Below are 16,224 nucleotides of genomic sequence, written 5' to 3'. Positions count from 1 at the left end.
CCTCAGCCGCCCATGCGCCGCGCCAGCCGCGTTTCAAGCTGGACCATGGCGTCATAGATCAGCACCGCAAACAGGCCGACCGCCAGCCCGCCCTGCACCACAAAGGCGGTGTTATTGGTCAAAAGCCCCGCGATAATCACCTCCCCCAAGGTCCGTGCTGCCACGGTCGAGCCGATGGTCGCCGTCCCAAGCGCGATGACCACCGACAGCCGAATGCCCGTCAGCGTCACCGGCAGGGCCAGCGGCAGTTCCACCCGCCAGAGCCGCTGCCAACGGCTCAGCCCAATGCCGCGCGCGGCCTCCATCGTGGCGGGCGGCAGGTTGGTGAGGCCGGTGACCGCATTCTCGAAGATCGGCAGCAGGCCATAGAGAAACAGCGCCACCAGCGTCGGCCCCGCCCCGAAGCCCAAAGCCGGAACGGCCAGCGCCAGCACCGCCACGGGGGGAAAGGTCTGGCCCATATTGGTGATGGTGCGCGACAGCGGGCGAAAGGCCGCGCCCGCCGGGCGGGTCACGAGGACCGCCAGCGTCACCGCCACCACCGTCGCCGCAGCCGAGGCCATGGCCACCAGCGCCAGATGGCTTAGCGACAGCGACAAGAGCGAGGCGCGGGTGTAGATCACCGGACCATTCTCCGGAGCCAAGGGCGCCAGCAGCGGCGTGAACCACTCAGGCCGTAGGACCAAAGCCAGCAGCACCGTCACCAGAAGCGGCCGCAGGAACCAGCCGATCCTCATGCGTGCTGCCCGGCCCGGGCGCGGATTGCATCAAGGGTCACCCGGCCCATCGGCACCCCGTCTTTCGCCACCGGCACCGCCTCGCGCCCCGTCCACAGGCAGGCCGAGAGCGCGTCGCGCAGGCTGGCATCGGCGGGCAGCGCTTCGCCTTCGGCGGCACCCTCCTCCACCAATTCGGCCACGGGGATCAGTGAAAGAAGCCGCAGGGGCCGCTCCACATCGCCGACCATATCCGCCACGAAATCCGTTGCGGGCGCGGCGATGATCTCGGCAGGCGTGCCGTGCTGCACTAGATGCCCCCCGTCCATGACCGCCACCCGGTCGCCCAGCCGGATCGCCTCTTCCATGTCGTGGGTCACCAGCATGATGGTCGACCCCAGCCGCTGCTGGATGTGCCGCAGGTCTTCCTGCGCGCGGGTGCGAATGATCGGATCGAGCGCGCCAAAGGGTTCGTCCATCAGCAACAGATCGGGCCTTGAGGCCAAGGCCCGCGCCACGCCGACCCGCTGCTGCTGCCCGCCCGAAAGCTCCGCCGGATAACGGTCGCGGAATTGCGCGGGGTCCATCGAGAAAAGCGCAAGCAGCTCATCCACCCGCGCCGCGATCTTCTCGCGCGGCCAGCCCAGCAATTGCGGCACCGCGCCGATGTTGCGCCCCACCTTGTGATGCGGGAACAGCCCGTGGCCCTGAATGGCATAGCCGATGCGCCGCCGCAGGATATGCGGCTTGACCGACAGCGTGGAGTCGCCGTTGATGCGCACCTCGCCCGAGGTCGGCTCCTCCAACCGGTTGATCATCCGCAACAGCGTGGTTTTGCCTGAACCGGAGGTGCCGACGATCACCGTGATCGTGCCCGTCTCAACCGTCATCGACACGGAATCCACCGCGCGGATGTCGCCATAGGTCTTGGTAATGCGGTCGATCTCGATCATGCGCTGTCCTTTGGGATCTTGCGGGTCAGTTCGACCAATATGTCCATCACGATGGCGGCCGTGAGCGCCAGCACCACGGTCGGCAACGCGCCCAGCAGGATCAGGTCTGTCGCGGTTTGGTTCAGCCCTTGAAAAACGAAGGTCCCGAAGCCGCCGCCGCCGATCAGCCCGGCGATGACGGCCAGCCCGATGTTCTGCACCAAGACGATGCGCAGCCCGGTGAGGATGATCGGCAGGCCCAGCGGCAGTTCCACCCGCAGCAGCCGTTGCAGCGGCGTCATCCCCATGCCGCGCGCGGCCTCAAGCGCCGCCGGCGGGGCAGAGGCCAGCCCCGCCACGGTATTGCCGACCACGGGCAGCAGCGAATAGAGCACCAGCGCCAGAAAGGCGGGCGCAAAGCCGATGCCCGCGATGCCAAGCGCCCGCGCGCCGGGCAGATTGGCCCCCACCCAGCCGAGGATCGGGATCATCAGCCCGAACATGGCCAGCGAGGGAATGGTTTGCAAAAAGCTCAGCACCGGCAAGGTAGCCCCGCGCAGCCCGGCAAGACGGTGACAGAGCACGCCAAGCGGGAATCCAATCACCGCCGCCGCGGCGAGAGAGCCGAAGGCCAGCCCGAGATGGCGCAGGAACTCCCGGCCAAAGGCATCGACCCGGCTGGCGTATTCCTGCATCACCGAAAGCTCCGACAGCGCCCCCGACCACAGGATCGCGCCAAGCACCGCAAGCACGCCCGCCAGCACGGCCCCGCGCATCAGCGGCCCCGGTGCCATCGCGGCGAGCGCATCTGCCATGAGCAACATGAAGACAACCAGCAGACACCAGAAGCCTACTGAGGGCGAGACACGGGCATAATCACCCGCTTCGGCCAGCAGGCCGGAGGCGCCTTGGGTCAGCAGCCACAACAGCCCGCCCAAGCCCAAAGCCGCCCCGGCAATACGCAGACCATTACGGCCCGCAGGCAGCCCCATCAGCAGCCCCGCCCCGATCGCCGCAAGCCCCGGCAGCACCACCGGCAGGCTGACCACGCCCCATGCCATCACCCCTTCGCCCGCCACGATCCGGTTGGCGGCAAGGGTCATGAAAGGCACGCAAAGCGCTGCCGCGCCCAGCACAGCGAACAAAAGCCCCGGCGCAGAAATCCCTGCGCCGGGGCCAGTTATTGTGCGGGCGGCGGAGATCAGTCCAGCACCCCGGTCTCGGTCAGATAGGAGCGTGCCACGGCTTCCGCCGGCTCCCCGCCGACTTGAATCCGACCGTTCAGCTTTTGCAGCGTCGCCATGTCGAGCCCGGAGAAGATCGGGTTCAGCACTTCGGCGATCTGGGGGTATTCCTCCAACACTTCGGCGCGGACGATGGGGGCGGGTTCATAGACCGGCTGCACGCCCTTGTCGTCTTCCATCACCACCAGCCCCGTGGCCCCCACGCCGCCATCGGTGCCGTAAACCATCGCCGCGTTCACGCCCGATGTGCCACGCGCCGCCGCCTGAATGGTCGCCGCCGTGTCACCGCCCGACAGGATCACGGTCTGATCTTGGCTCAGCTCGAAGCCATAGGTCTCTTGCATCGCGGGCAAGACAGCCGGAGAGGACACGAATTCGGTCGAGGCCGCGAGCTTCACCTCACCGCCCTCGGCCACCCATGCGCCGAAATCTGACATGGTGGTGAGGTCATTTTCCTCGGCCACCGGGCCGGTCACGGCGATGGCCCAAGTGTTGTTGGCCGGTGCGGAGTCGAGCCATGTGACGTTATTCTCACCGCCGTCCAATTCCTTGGCACGGGCATGGGCCTTGGCCGCGTCTTTCCAGACATCGCTTTCCGCTTCGTTAAAGAAGAAGGCCGCGTTGCCGGTGTATTCGGGGTAAATGTCGATCTGGTCCGACAGGATCGCTTCGCGCACAACCTGCGTACCGCCCAGTTGCAGACGGCGTTCAACCGGCAGACCCGCATCTTCGAGCGCCAGCGCGATGACGTTACCCAACAGGCCGCCTTCGGTGTCGATTTTCGACGAAACGGTGATCTCTGCCGAGGCGGCAGAGGCCAGAGTGGCGGCAAGGCCAGCGGCGGCGGCAGTGGAAAGAATGCGGGGACCCATGGGCGAGAACTCCTTGAAACAATGGCCTGACACGGCGACATGCCGTTTGAAAACGGTAAGGTAGCTGGCAATTTCGCGAAACCAAGGCGGGATTGCAGGGCGGCGCGAAATTTTTACCGCCCGGATACGACAAAGGGCGCGCCCGGAGTGACCGGACGCGCCCATTGCCTTGCCGGCACACACCGATCAGGCGGCGCGGGCGGGCTCTGCCTCACGCGCGGCGCTGCGCTTGAAGAAGAGGAAGTAGAGCACCGGTGCCGCGATCAGCGTCAGGACCGAGGCAAAGGCCAGCCCGCCCATGATCGTCGCCGCCATCGACTGGAAGAAGGCATCCGACAACAGCGGCAACATCCCCAGAATGGTCGTCGCGGCGGCAAGGAAGACCGGGCGCAAACGCGAGGTCGAGGCGGTGACGATAGCCTCTTTCAGGTCCAGCGTCGGATCGGCGGCGCGGGTGAGGTCGATTTCTTCCACCAGCACGATGCCGTTCTTGATCAACATCCCCGAGAGCGACAAGAGCCCCAGAAGCGCGGTGAAGGTGAAGGGCAGCCCCGTCCCCAAAAGCGCCAGACTGACACCGTTCACCGCCATCGGCACCAAGAGCCAGATGATGATCGGCTGTTTCAGCGCGTTGAACAGCAGGACCGAGATCAGAACCATGATGATGAGGCTGAGCGGCAATTGCTTGCCCAAGGCGGCCTGCGCCTCGCCCGCGCTTTCCAACTCGCCCCCCCATTCCATGGCATAGCCTTCGGGGATTTCCATCGCCTCGATGGTTTCCTGCACCTCGGCCTGCACCTGCGCCGCCGTGACGCCGCGCGGGATATCGGCACCCACGGTGATCACATCGGCCCGATCGCGACGGTAGAGCAGCGTGTCCTGCGGCTCGAACCGGAAACCGTCGATCACCTGCTCCATCGGGACCAGCGCATTGGTGTTCTGGGCATAGATCACATGATCCGTCAGCGCCAGATCGGCATCCTGCGGGGCGCGGATCACGATGGGGATCTGACGATCCCGCTCGCGGAAGGTGCCGCCGCTGGTGCCTTCGGTGGCGAATTTGAGGGTCTCGGTGATTTCGGTCCGCGAGATGCCAGCGTCCTGCGCGCGTTCTTCGGCATAGATCGGACGCAGCACCAATTCACGCTCGCGCCAGTCCTGACGCGGGGTGATGATATTGTCCGACGCCGCCTGCATCCGGTCCATCGCCTCATCCGCGAGATCGCGCAGCACATTGGGATCGCGGCCCGAGAAGCGCACCTCGATCGGGGCACCGCCGCCGGGGCCAAAGGCCAAGCGCTTGGCCCGGAACTCCCCTTGCGGCACCGCATCGGCAGCGAAAGCCTCAAGCGCGTTCATCTCGTCTTGGATCACCTCAAGCGAAGACACCCGGACGATCAGATGCCCATAGCTGGGGTTAGGGTCTTCGGCCTGATAGGTCAGCATGAAACGCGCAGCCCCCTGCCCCGCGTAGGAGGTCACGTCTTCGACATTGTCCCGCGCCACCAGCCAGTCTTCGAGCACGGCCAGATCGTTGGAGGTCTGATGGATCGACGACCCTTGCGGCAGTTTGTAATGCACGAAGTAAAGCGGCGTGTTGCTGTCGGGGAAGAACTGCTGCTTGATCTGACCAAAGAGGGCATAGCACACCGCCGTCCCGGCAATCAGCGCCACGATCACCAGCCAGCGGAGCTTGAGCGAGGCACGCAGCACGGCGGCATAGCCCTTGAAGATCGCCCCATCATAGCCGCCAGCCCCGCCTTCGACGCCGCGTTTGAAAAAGTAGTGCCCCAAAAGCGGCGTGGCGGTGATGGCCAGCACCCAAGAGAGCAGCAGCGAAATCGCGATCACGGCAAAGAGCGAGAAGAGGAATTCACCCGTGGCATCGGGGCTCAGCCCGATCCCGGCGAAAGCCATGATGCCGATAACGGTCGCCCCCAAAAGCGGGATCTGCGTCTTGCTCGCCGCCTCGGTCGCCGCTTCGCGCGAGCTCTTGCCCTGCTGCATGGAGATCTGCATCCCCTCGGCCACAACGATGGCGTTATCGACCAGCATCCCCATCGCGATGATCAACGCCCCGAGTGAGATACGCTCCATCTCAATCGCGCCGAGCGCCATGAAAAAGAGCGTGCCCACCACCGTCAGCAACAGGGTGGAACCCACGACCACCGCCGCGCGCCAGCCCATGAAGACGGCCAGCACAGCCACAACGATGGCGACGGACATGGCGAGGTTCAGCAAAAAGGCGTTCGACGCCTCTTCGACCACCGCGTGCTGGCGGTAGATGGACTCGATCGAGATGCCCAAGGGCAGCGTTTCGCGCAGCTGCGCAAGCTTGTCGTCCACCCGCTTGCCGATATCGACGATATTCTCGGTCGCGATCCCGGCCACCCCGAGGGTAAAGGCCTCCTGCCCGTTGTGACGGATCACCAGATCGGGGTTGGCCTCGCGGGTGCGGTAGATGTTGGTCACATCGGCAAGGTTGATCACCTGACCGCCAACCCCCACCGACAAGGCGGCGATCTCGGACACGCTGTCAGAGCCTTCGGGCCGCTGGATCAGGGTGCGCCCGTCCGCGTCTTGAATGGCGCCGCCGTCAACAATTTCATTCGCGCTCGATACCGCGCCGACAATGGCCGAGGGCGGAATGCCGAGCGTGGTGCTCAGCGCAAGCTGCGGTTCGACATAGATGACCTCGTTGGGCAAGCCCGAGAGCGCCACATCCGACACGCCATCCACCAGCAGCAATTCCCGCCGCAGATAGCTGGAGAGTTCATTGACCTCGGCATCGGAATAGCCATCTGCGGTGACGGCGTAGTAAAGCCCGTAAACATCGCCGAAACCGTCGTTCACATAGGGCTGTGTCGCCCCGCTCGGCAATGCTGCCTCATTCACGCGGTTGCGCAGTTTGGTCCAAATTTCCGGCAGTTCCGACCCATCGAAGGTGTCCTGCATATTGACCGTGATCCACGACAGACCGGGCTGGTTCATGGATTCGATGTCCTTGATCTCGGACATCTTCTGGATTTGCGATTCAAGCGGTTCGGTGACCTCAAGCGCGACCTCTTCGGCAGAGGCACCGGGGTATTGGGTCACCACCACCGCCGTTTTGATGGTAAAGGCCGGGTCTTCCAGACGGCCAAGGGTGGCAAACCCCCAGATGCCGCCCAAAAGACAGGTTAGCATGATGATCCAAGTATAGATCGGGCGGTTGATCGACAGACGTGCGATATCCATGTGCTCAGTCTCCGAAACCGACGAAGCGGCGCACGACGGCACCGTCTTCAAGCTGGTTTGCGCCGCTCACGACGATCTCTTGACCATCCGACAGCCCCGCTTCGACTTTGACATCGCCGCGCGCGGTTGGGGTGATCTCGACCGCGGTGCGGGTCACCGTGCCTTCGCGTGCGCCGGTGGGGTCAAAGACCATGACATAGGTGCCGCGGTCATTGCCGACCACGATGGCGGTGTCGGGCACGATGATGCTCGAACCGCCGATGTTCAGCGTGGCGCGCACCTCGACCGAGGCGCCGGGCAGCGGCACGAAATCTTCGGGCAATTCCGCCCCAAGGGTGATGCTATAGGTCTGGCCGACATCCGCCGTCTCGGCGTTGTATTCGCGTATTTGCATCGGGTAGGTATTGGCGTTGGCCGGAAACTTGGCCATGAAGCGCACGCTGGGGTCGCGGCCTGCGCGCAGGAACAGGGTTTCGGGCACGTCGATCTCGACCCGCAACTCGGACATGTCATGCAGACGCACCACCGGGGTGCCCGCGCTGACGGTCGAGTAATTGGGCACCAGCCGCGAGGCGACAATCGCATCGAAGGGCGCATGGAGGGTCGCGTTCTCAAGATCACGTTCGGCATTGCGCACCGCGATATCGTTGACCGTCACGGCGGTTTCCGCGTCTTGCAGATTGACCTCGGCCACCGAAGACCCGGCGAGCTTTTGATAACGCTCCATCGTCCGGCGCGCCTGCGCGTCATTGGCCTGCGCCTGCTCTAGCGCCAGTTGAAATGGCTCCAGATCCATCCGAGCGACGACCGTGTCTTCACTGACCGTGGCCCCCTCTTCGACGGGGAATTCCTCGATCTGACCGCCGACTTGAAAGGCAAGGTCCACGGTTTCACGTGCAACCACCTTGCCAAAGAACACGCGCTCAACCTCGGCGTCGCTGACCTTAACCGTTTGCAGCTTTACCACCGGCATTTCGGCGGCAGCCACCATTGGCGCGGCGACACCGGCGGCCAAGGCCAGCGCAAATCCCAACACCCGCCCCGCGCCGGTCCCGCGCGTCGTCTCAACAAGCCACTTGGCCATAGTCAGTCTTCCTTATGAATAGCATCCGGCACGGGCCCAAGGGCGGCGGTCAGACTAAGTTGTTTGAGGGTGCGCAGCTGCGCGAGAAAATGGTCACGGTCCAGCGCATGCATGCCAGCGGCCTTGGCGGAACGTTGGATGAAATCGGCCAGCGCCTCGACACTCAGGCCATTGCGGGTGATCGACGCCTCATAGGGCATCAGCACCTTAGCGATCACGTCGCGAAAGCGCCCGGCGGAACATTGCAGCGCCTCTTGGCTGACGGCATTGGCCCCGGCGATGAAATCCTGCGCATTGGGCATCGCCTGCATCGTGTCATAGCCGCGCACCACCATCCGATCAAAGATCAGATCAAGCTGCGCCGCCAGATCGGGCGCATTGGGCATCTCTTCGGCAATCTCTTCCAGCGCCAATTCGGTGTAGCGCCCGATCAGCCCGCGCAGAATGTCGTCCTTGTTGCGAAACCGATTGTAGAGGGTCTGGCGCGAGACACCCGCCTCTTCGCACAGATCACCCATGCTGGTGCGCTTGACCCCATAGCGGGAAAAGACATGCAGCGCAGCGTCAAGCACGGTCTTTTCGAGTTCGGTCATGCAGGCTCCTTGACATTGGTCAAGGCGCAATTGGACATTCGAACCAAATATGTCAACCTGTAAATCAGCCGCCATGCGGCCTGCGCAGATCACAATCGCGTTTTGCACATGGAACGGGGTTTAGGGCGCGGAAATCAGGCTGCCGAGGTACAGCGTAAGCGGCAGGGTGAAAAAGCTGAGCAGCGTCTGCGTGGTGATGATCGCCGCCATCAAAGGCGCATCGCCGCGCATCTCACGCGCCAGTGTATAGCTGGCCACGCCGGTCGGCAGAGCTGCAAAGATCAGCGCGATTTGCAGCGTCAGCGGCGCGGGGTTCAGCATCAGCGCAGCCAGCAGAACCGCCAGCGGGTTCACCAGATGTTTGCCGATGATCGACAGCCCGATGACCGAGACGGAGCCGGACAGCCCGCGCAGCCGCAGGTTGGCGCCGACGCAAAGCAGCATGATCGGCAGCGCCGCATCCCCCAAGATGCGCGCGCTTTCGTGCAAGACCGGCACTTCGTGCAGCCCCGCGAAGTTGAACAGCACGCCTGCAAGAATGCCGAGGATCAGTGGGTTCTTCACCAAGCCTTTGAGGATGGATTTCCCGCCCCCGCCCAATTGCCGGGTCATCAGCGTCACCACAGTCACATTCACCACCGGCACCAGCAGGGCCGAACCGAGAACGGCGATCTGTAGCCCCGCCGTGCCAAAAACGGCTTCGGCAATCGCGAGGCCGATGAATGTGTTGAACCGCGCACTGCCCTGCATCAGCGAACTGCCCTGCGGCGCGGCATAGGCCCGACCGAACAGCCAGCCACAAAAGATCGCTGCAAAGAACCCAGCGTAGAGCAGCAGGGCATAGTCGCCCAAGCCACCGCTGAGGTCCGCTGCCGAGATCTTGGCAAAGAACAGCGCAGGCATCAGCACCCAATAGACCAGCCGGTCATTCAGGTTCCAGAACTTGGTCGAAGGGATGCCGCCCCGGCGCAGGCCATAGCCCATGAGGATCAGCGCGAAGACCGGCGCGATGGCCAGAAAGATAGTGAACATATTAACCGCCCGGAAGGATCGCGCGGACCCTAGGCGCGGCTTGGCCCAGATGCAACAGGGAGCGATGCCTCAAACGGGCGGCCCCGGCCCCAAAGGGCCGGGACATGGATCAATCACGGATCAATCGCTGCCGTGTACCGCGATTTGGGCGTCGGGTGCGGGGCGGAACTTCCACTGTACGGCAAAGATCACCGCCGCCACTGCGATGCCGATGAGGTCGGTCATCAGACCACCCGCGATCATGCAAAGCGCCGCGAGGATCAGGCCCAGCCGGATGAACCAAGCCGCACCGCTGCCCGCGAACCAGCCCTGCATACCCGAAGACAGCAGATAGACCCCGAAGATCGCCGTGACGCCCGCGCGGATCACCTCGAACCACGTGCCGTCCATTAGGATCGCGCCGTTGTAGAAGAACATGAAGGGCACGATGAAGGCCGAGATGCCGATCTTGAAGGAGGCCACCGAAGTCTCCATCGGGTTGGCGCCCGAAATCCCCGCCGCGGCATAGCTCGCCAGCGCCACGGGGGGCGTGATGGCCGAGACGACGGCGAAGTAGAAGACAAAGAAATGCGCCGTCAGCAGCGGAATGCCCAGTTGCACCAGACCGGGCGCCACGACCGAAGCCGCCACCGCATAGGCCGCCGTGGTGGGCATGCCCATGCCGAGCAGAATGGCGATACACATGGCAAAGAACAGGGCGAGGAATTGGCTCGCCTCCGCCAGCCCCAACAGCACGGAAGAGAAACGCGCGCCGACACCGGTCAGGCTGATGACACCCACGATGATGCCCGCACAGGCGCAGACCGCAATGATCTGGATCGACATGATCCCGGCCAGGTCAAAGGCTTTGACAATGCTGCGCGGCCCCATGCGGAAGGGCGTGAACCACGACACCACTGCCGCCGCCGCCGTCGCCAGCGTGCCCGCGCGGATGATCGAATAGCCCATGAACAGCGCATAGATCAGGATGATGATCGGAATGAACAGAAACACCCGGCGCAGCATGTCCTTGAGCTTGGGCAGTTCCTCGGAACGCATCCCGCGCATGCCCAGCTTGGCTGCTTCGAAATCCACCATGAAGTAGATCGACACGAAATAGAGCACCGCCGGGATGATCGCCGCCACGGCAATATCGGTGTAGGGGATGCCCGTGATCTCGGCCATGATGAAGGCGCCCGCCCCCATGATCGGCGGCATGATTTGCCCCCCGGTCGAGGCGGCGGCTTCGACCGCGCCTGCGGTCCGGGCCGGGTAGCCCACCTTTTTCATCAGCGGAATGGTCAGCGAGCCTGTCGCCACCACATTGCCCGCCGAGGTGCCATTGATCATCCCCATAAGACCCGAGGCAAAGATCGCGACCTTGGCCGGGCCCCCGCGGGAGCGGCCCGCGGCGGCAAAGGCGAAGTTGACGAAATAGTCCCCCACCTTCGATGCCTGAAGGAAGGCTGCGAAGATTATGAAGAGGATGATATAGGTCGACGACACCGCCGTGGTCGGCCCCAGAATACCCGCATCGGTGTAGACTTGGCTAAAGAAGCGGGTCCACTGGATGTTGGGCGCGTTCAGGAAGCCCGGCAGCATGTCCCCGACGAAGACATAGACCAGAAAGACACCCGAGATCACGATGAGCGCAAGCCCCGCCACGCGGCGCGTCAGCTCCATGATCAGCGCGGTGCCTGCAACTGCGGCGATGGAGATGCCGATGGGCGCAAAGGGCGTGCCCGTCGAGTTGCGCATCAAGGTGCCGTACATGGTGATCAGGTAAATCGCCACGGCCACACCGCAGATGGACAGCAACAGGTCCGCAGGCGAAACCTGCCCCCGCTCGCGTCCGCGCAGCCACCCCACGACGATGCCGATGGCCGTCGCCGCCACCAGCGGCAGGCCATAATGATAGATTTCGAGGGTCTTGAACTCGGGGCTCATGCCGTTCCACTGGGTGCCGCCAGCGATCTGGCTGGCGATGCTCCACGCGGTCCAAATCGAATAAAGCGCCGGGATCATCGCAGCCCATGCCACGAAATCCAGCGGATGACGGCCCTGCCCCTTGCCCTCATCCACAAAGGCGCGGGCGGAATAGAGGGTAAAGCCAAGGATCAGCGCACCCGCGATGTGCACGATGCGGAAATTCCACGTCTCCATCGGGAAGGTCGGCAAAAGCGGGATGCGGATGCCGGTCAGCTCTCCGATCGACATGCCGTTGAGTGCCGCCATGTGAAAGAAGGCATAGATCGCCGACATGGCCGCAACGACCAGATAGGTGCGCCCGGTGAATATGCGGCGATTGCTTTCTACCGGTTCGTCATCGACCCCTTCGGCGACAATCGGGCCCTGCGGGTCGGCGGCGCTATGCTGGTCTGTCATGGAGGCTTCCTTTCCCGATATCTGCGCGGGATCTGTCCCGACAATCAGGCGGGATGATGGCAAGATGCCGCCCCGATTAGGGACGGCATGCAAGTTTGTCTAGGCGTTCGCTTAGTTGCCGTAGATCATATCGTCGGAAATATCGGCATCCGCGTTCTCTTTGAACCAAGCTGCCGCACCGGGATGCCATTTCAGAACGGTGTTCTTCTCCCAGTTCTCAGGCAGGGTCGAAGCCGCCGCCTTGTGAATGCCTTTCATCCGCTCATTGTCGGACATGACGACATCCACAGCCGCTTTGACGAAGGATTCCGGCAGATCGCAGTTGGCAATCGCGAAGTTCCACATGGAGACCGAGCGCGCGCCCTCTTCCAGCGTGGTGTAGGTGCTGGCGTCGATGGTGAACTCGGACACCGGGAACTCTTCGAGCAGTTTGGCCTGCTCTTCCTCGGTGAACTCGATGATGTTCACATCCGTCTGCACCTCAAGCTGGCTGACCGCAGGCACCGGCACACCGGCAGCAAAGGCGATCACGTCCAGCAGACCGTCCTGCAACTGGCCGCCCAGATCGGTCCAACCGCCGTTGCGGCGCTCATACTCGACGCCGAGCGTGTCCATCATGCGCGGGAAATAGGTGTCTGAGGTGGAACCCGCCGGGCCAAAGCCGATCTTGGCACCCGCCGGAATATCAGCGACCGAGGAGATGCCCGAGGACGACAGCGCGGTCACGGAGAAGGGTGTCTGATACATCGGGAACATCGCGCAGGCTTGGGTCATTTCCAAACCGGGGGCGATGGGGTTGGTGCCAGCCAGCGATTCCGCCGCCGGGCCCATTGTGGTCATGCCGAAGGCCGCCTCGCCGGTGTGGACCAGCGCCATGTTCTGCATCGGGCCGCCGGTGACTTCGCCACCGCCGGTCAGGCCCAGTTCTTTGGCCACAAGGTTTGCCCAGCCCGAGCCATAGGCGAAGTAGGTGCCGCCTTGGCTGGCCGTGCCCACGGTGAAGCTGCTCGGCCAGTCGGATTTATCCGTGTCCTGAGCGACGGCAGCGCCTGCCAGAATGGTGCTTGCGGCGAGGATTGCGGTGAATTTCATGTCTCTCTCCCTTGGTTGCTCTTAACGGGCGTCGGCACAGGGTGCCGCGCGCCGCCGCTGTATTCAGCTTGTCCGGCCAATTAACTGTACACTGACAGGCAGAGGCAAGTCCGAATTTGCCGTGAAACCAGGGATGAGAGAGAAAGAGGCAGCCTACCGTTGGGTCAATGGCGCATTCTTTGGCAGTTGCGCGCCAGCGGCAGTGATCGAGGGAAGGGGCAGGCCGCTAAAAGCCCCGCCGCGCGGGAGGCGCAGCGGAGCGTGATATCAATCAGTGTTCGGCCTGACTTAGACGTCGACCACAACCTTGCCGATCGCCTGTCCGCTTTGCAGCCGCGCATAGGCATCGCCAACCGCGCTCAGATCAAAGGTCTTTTCGTCGAGCAGCGGCTTCACCGCCCCCTCGTCGACCAGCGTGGCGAGATTGCTAAGGATTTCCCCATGCACCGCGCGGTTCACGTCATGCAGCATCGGCAAAAGCATGAAGACCACATGCAAGGACAGCCCGCTGAAATGCGCCGGGGTCAGGTCGATCGCCGACAGGGCCACGGTCGTGACCACATGGCCGTTCAGCGCAGCGGCGGCGAAAGAGTTCGGCAGATTGTCCCCGCCCACGGTGTCGAAAACAGCATCGAAACCGCGGCCTGCGGTATGGGCGGCGACATAGTTTTCGATTTTCTCGGCTTTGAAGTCGATGGCCCGCGCGCCATAGCCCTCGATCACCGCCATCTGGTCATCCCCGGTGCCGGTCGAGGAGACCTCGGCCCCCATGTGCTTTGCCAGTTGCACCGCGAGATGGCCGACCCCGCCCGCGCCGCCTTGGACCAGCACCTTCTGCCCGGCTGCGACGCCTGCGCGGTGCAACCCTTCCCAAGCGGTGATGCCGACCAACGGAAGGGCCGCGGCCTCGCGCATCGATAGGGATTTGGGTTTATGGGCGATGAGCCGCGTGTCGGCGCGCATGAATTCGGCCAGCGTCCCTTGCAGATCGGCCAAGCCACCGGCGCAGCCATAGACCTCGTCACCCACGGCGAAACCGGTGACACCTTCGCCAATCTCTTCGATCACCCCGGCGAAATCCATGCCCAGAACGGCAGGCAGGTCAGGCGACAGAGGCAGGTCCTTGCCCGCGTTCTTGATCATCGTGTCGATGGTGTTCACGCTGGTCGCCTTGACGCGCAGCACCACATGGCCGGGGGTGGCCAAGGGGCGTGGCAAATCGGCTTCGACAAAAGGCGCCTCTGCGCCATAGCTGGTGAGGGTCATGGATTTCATCGGTCTATCTCCCGTTACATTGCGTTGAGACAGAGATAGGCCAACATGGCGCGCCAGATAATCGGATGAAACTTGAGTTCAGTTTCTTGTTATTGAATATAATACCAAGCACTATATGCTGACCCGGCGGATGATCCGCAGCAAGGACCGCGGCCCATGGATATCGACAACCTTCGCCTTTTCGTCATGGCTGCCGAACGGCTGAACATCTCAGCCGCCGGGCGCGCTTTGGGGATGGCCCCGGCCGTCGCCAGCGCGCGTTTGGCCAAGCTGGAACAAGAACTCGGGGTTGAGCTTTTGCGGCGCACGACGCGGAAGGTCTCGCTATCGCTCGATGGGTCGGACTTTCTGCCCTATGCGCGCGAGATATTGGCCCAAGCCGATGCCGCGCGGGCCATTCTGGGCGGGACCAAGGCGGGGCCCAAGGGCATCCTGCGCTTCGCCGCCCCCAGCAGCTTTGCGCAGCGTCACATCATGCCGCTGCTGCCGGAATTCCACGAGACCTACCCGGAACTGACCCTCGATCTGCGCCTCTCCGATACCCGGTTCGACGCGATCGAAGGCAGTTTCGACCTCGCCCTGCGCAGCGCACCCTTGACCGACAGCAGCCTGCGGGGGCGCAAACTGGCCGATGACACCCGCGTTCTTTGCGCCGCGCCGTCTTATGTGGCGGCCCACGGTTTGCCCCAGACCCCCGCCGCGCTGCGGGATCATCACCTGATCGCTTGGGGTGATCTTGAGCCCCGCGCGCTGATCGGGCCGGAGGGCGAAGCCGCCACGCTCAACCCGCATGAGATGACCTGCCGCGTGATCATGGACGATGGCGATGCGCAGCGCGAAGCGACCCTCGCGGGGGCTGGCATCTCGATCAACTCGCTTTGGAGCGTGTCGGACGAGCTTGCCTCGGGCCGATTGCTGCGGCTGTTGCCGGGCTGGCGGATGAACGACCGGTCGGTGCTTTGGCTGGTCTATCCGCGCTCAAACGTGCTGACACCCAAGACGCGATATTTCATCGACTTTCTGATTGCCCACCTCGGCAACCGCCCCGATTGGCGGGATTGAGCAGACCCGAAGCGCGTCAGAAGCTGTGCCAGACCCCGACTTTGACCTTGGTCACAGCGTCGGTGAATTCATGCGACAGACCCAGTTCCAGAAAGCTGTTTTCCGAGACCTTGATCACATGCGACGGCGCAAAGGCCAATGTCTCATCCCCGTCTGACGGGGCCGCGAACTCCAGCTTGAAAATCGACAGGTTGCCACTCTCGTGGTTGATGCCGAAGGTGCTGTCGATCTTGCCCAGTGTTTCGCCGTCCTCGTAAATGGCAAAGGTGCTTTCCACCCCCAGCCAGCCGCTGCCCCAAGCCCCCGATACCGGACGCCCCCAAGACAGGCCAGGCCGCAGGGCCGCCACCGCGCTGCCATCCCGTTCGGCCCAGCCAAGACCGACTTCGGCGGCGAAAACATTGTCCCCGCCCGAGAGCTCAAGCGGATAGCGCAGAAAGGCGATGGCGCTGACCTGCCCCCCCCTCTGGCTCTTGCCGATGTCGAGGCCGAAGGTCAGTTTCTCGGTCACCCCGTATTCGTAGTAAAACGCACCGAAATCGCCAAAGTCGGGGCCATCTGCGGTGGTCTCATAGGACAGGGTGACAAAGCTTTTGTCTTCGCCCCGCGGCCACGCCGCCGATGCCACCTCACTTGCCGGGAGGGCGATGGTACCGATGGCCGAGAGGACAACAAGGCGGGGCAAGAATCGCCGCGCGAGGTCAGAAGGCATTTTCGCTGT

13 protein-coding genes are annotated in these 16,224 nt (G+C 63.5%); 1 reads left to right on the top strand and 12 read right to left on the bottom strand.

The window, feature by feature from the left end:
• Positions 1–2 precede the first annotated feature (2 nt).
• From HKX24_RS08975 to HKX24_RS08925, 11 genes are all read right to left on the bottom strand, one after another.
• Complete coding sequence (locus HKX24_RS08975) at positions 3–737, bottom strand: ABC transporter permease (RefSeq protein ID WP_271692074.1); 735 nt, start codon at positions 735–737, stop codon at positions 3–5.
• Positions 734–1,669, bottom strand: coding sequence for an ABC transporter ATP-binding protein (locus HKX24_RS08970; protein ID WP_271692076.1), 936 nt, complete (start codon positions 1,667–1,669; stop codon positions 734–736). The genes HKX24_RS08975 and HKX24_RS08970 overlap by 4 nt, the downstream gene beginning before the upstream one ends.
• A complete protein-coding gene (locus tag HKX24_RS08965) occupies positions 1,666–2,751 on the bottom strand; it encodes an ABC transporter permease (RefSeq protein ID WP_276154005.1) in 1,086 nt (361 codons plus the stop codon). The genes HKX24_RS08970 and HKX24_RS08965 overlap by 4 nt, the downstream gene beginning before the upstream one ends.
• A 98-nt stretch (positions 2,752–2,849) precedes the next feature.
• Positions 2,850–3,764: an ABC transporter substrate-binding protein gene (locus HKX24_RS08960; protein WP_271692077.1), complete on the bottom strand. Its 915-nt coding sequence runs from the start codon at positions 3,762–3,764 to the stop codon at positions 2,850–2,852.
• A gap of 186 nt (positions 3,765–3,950) precedes the next feature.
• Positions 3,951–7,001: an efflux RND transporter permease subunit gene (locus HKX24_RS08955; protein WP_271692079.1), complete on the bottom strand. Its 3,051-nt coding sequence runs from the start codon at positions 6,999–7,001 to the stop codon at positions 3,951–3,953.
• A 4-nt stretch (positions 7,002–7,005) separates the two neighbouring features.
• Positions 7,006–8,085, bottom strand: coding sequence for an efflux RND transporter periplasmic adaptor subunit (locus HKX24_RS08950; RefSeq protein ID WP_271692080.1), 1,080 nt, complete (start codon positions 8,083–8,085; stop codon positions 7,006–7,008).
• A 2-nt stretch (positions 8,086–8,087) separates the two neighbouring features.
• A complete protein-coding gene (locus HKX24_RS08945) occupies positions 8,088–8,678 on the bottom strand; it encodes a TetR/AcrR family transcriptional regulator (protein WP_271692081.1) in 591 nt (196 codons plus the stop codon).
• Positions 8,679–8,798: 120 nt separating this feature from the next.
• Positions 8,799–9,710, bottom strand: a complete 912-nt coding sequence (locus HKX24_RS08940; RefSeq protein ID WP_271692082.1) for an AEC family transporter — start codon at positions 9,708–9,710, stop codon at positions 8,799–8,801.
• Between the two features lie 120 nt (positions 9,711–9,830).
• Complete coding sequence (locus HKX24_RS08935) at positions 9,831–12,074, bottom strand: TRAP transporter permease (RefSeq protein ID WP_067268059.1); 2,244 nt, start codon at positions 12,072–12,074, stop codon at positions 9,831–9,833.
• Positions 12,075–12,185: 111 nt separating this feature from the next.
• A complete protein-coding gene (locus HKX24_RS08930; RefSeq protein WP_271692083.1) occupies positions 12,186–13,166 on the bottom strand; it encodes a TAXI family TRAP transporter solute-binding subunit in 981 nt (326 codons plus the stop codon).
• A 288-nt stretch (positions 13,167–13,454) separates the two neighbouring features.
• Positions 13,455–14,441, bottom strand: coding sequence for a zinc-dependent alcohol dehydrogenase family protein (locus HKX24_RS08925; RefSeq protein WP_271692084.1), 987 nt, complete (start codon positions 14,439–14,441; stop codon positions 13,455–13,457).
• A 156-nt stretch (positions 14,442–14,597) separates the two neighbouring features.
• On the opposite strand from HKX24_RS08925, the gene HKX24_RS08920 reads away from it, so the two are divergent.
• On the top strand, positions 14,598–15,503 hold the full coding sequence (locus HKX24_RS08920; protein ID WP_271692085.1) for a LysR family transcriptional regulator: 906 nt from the start codon (positions 14,598–14,600) through the stop codon (positions 15,501–15,503).
• Between the two features lie 16 nt (positions 15,504–15,519).
• Here HKX24_RS08920 and HKX24_RS08915 read toward each other — a convergent pair whose 3' ends face one another.
• Positions 15,520–16,215, bottom strand: a complete 696-nt coding sequence (locus tag HKX24_RS08915; RefSeq protein ID WP_271692086.1) for a hypothetical protein — start codon at positions 16,213–16,215, stop codon at positions 15,520–15,522.
• Positions 16,216–16,224 lie beyond the last annotated feature (9 nt).

Source organism: Sulfitobacter sp. M85, assembly GCF_029285915.1.
GTDB classification, from domain to species: domain Bacteria; phylum Pseudomonadota; class Alphaproteobacteria; order Rhodobacterales; family Rhodobacteraceae; genus Sulfitobacter; species Sulfitobacter faviae.
This window is presented reverse-complemented; position numbering and strand designations above follow the sequence as displayed.

Bases quoted from the DNA above. Each gene is read 5' to 3' on its own strand.
- HKX24_RS08975 (WP_271692074.1), bottom strand. From the start codon at position 737: ATGAGGATCGGCTGGTTCCTGCGGCCGCTTCTGGTGACGGTGCTGCTG.
- HKX24_RS08970 (WP_271692076.1), bottom strand. From the start codon at position 1,669: ATGATCGAGATCGACCGCATTACCAAGACCTATGGCGACATCCGCGCG.
- HKX24_RS08965 (WP_276154005.1), bottom strand. From the start codon at position 2,751: ATGACCCTTGCCGCCAACCGGATCGTGGCGGGCGAAGGGGTGATGGCA.
- HKX24_RS08960 (WP_271692077.1), bottom strand. From the start codon at position 3,764: ATGGGTCCCCGCATTCTTTCCACTGCCGCCGCCGCTGGCCTTGCCGCC.
- HKX24_RS08955 (WP_271692079.1), bottom strand. From the start codon at position 7,001: ATGGATATCGCACGTCTGTCGATCAACCGCCCGATCTATACTTGGATC.
- HKX24_RS08950 (WP_271692080.1), bottom strand. From the start codon at position 8,085: ATGGCCAAGTGGCTTGTTGAGACGACGCGCGGGACCGGCGCGGGGCGG.
- HKX24_RS08945 (WP_271692081.1), bottom strand. From the start codon at position 8,678: ATGACCGAACTCGAAAAGACCGTGCTTGACGCTGCGCTGCATGTCTTT.
- HKX24_RS08940 (WP_271692082.1), bottom strand. From the start codon at position 9,710: ATGTTCACTATCTTTCTGGCCATCGCGCCGGTCTTCGCGCTGATCCTC.
- HKX24_RS08935 (WP_067268059.1), bottom strand. From the start codon at position 12,074: ATGACAGACCAGCATAGCGCCGCCGACCCGCAGGGCCCGATTGTCGCC.
- HKX24_RS08930 (WP_271692083.1), bottom strand. From the start codon at position 13,166: ATGAAATTCACCGCAATCCTCGCCGCAAGCACCATTCTGGCAGGCGCT.
- HKX24_RS08925 (WP_271692084.1), bottom strand. From the start codon at position 14,441: ATGAAATCCATGACCCTCACCAGCTATGGCGCAGAGGCGCCTTTTGTC.
- HKX24_RS08920 (WP_271692085.1), top strand. From the start codon at position 14,598: ATGGATATCGACAACCTTCGCCTTTTCGTCATGGCTGCCGAACGGCTG.
- HKX24_RS08915 (WP_271692086.1), bottom strand. From the start codon at position 16,215: ATGCCTTCTGACCTCGCGCGGCGATTCTTGCCCCGCCTTGTTGTCCTC.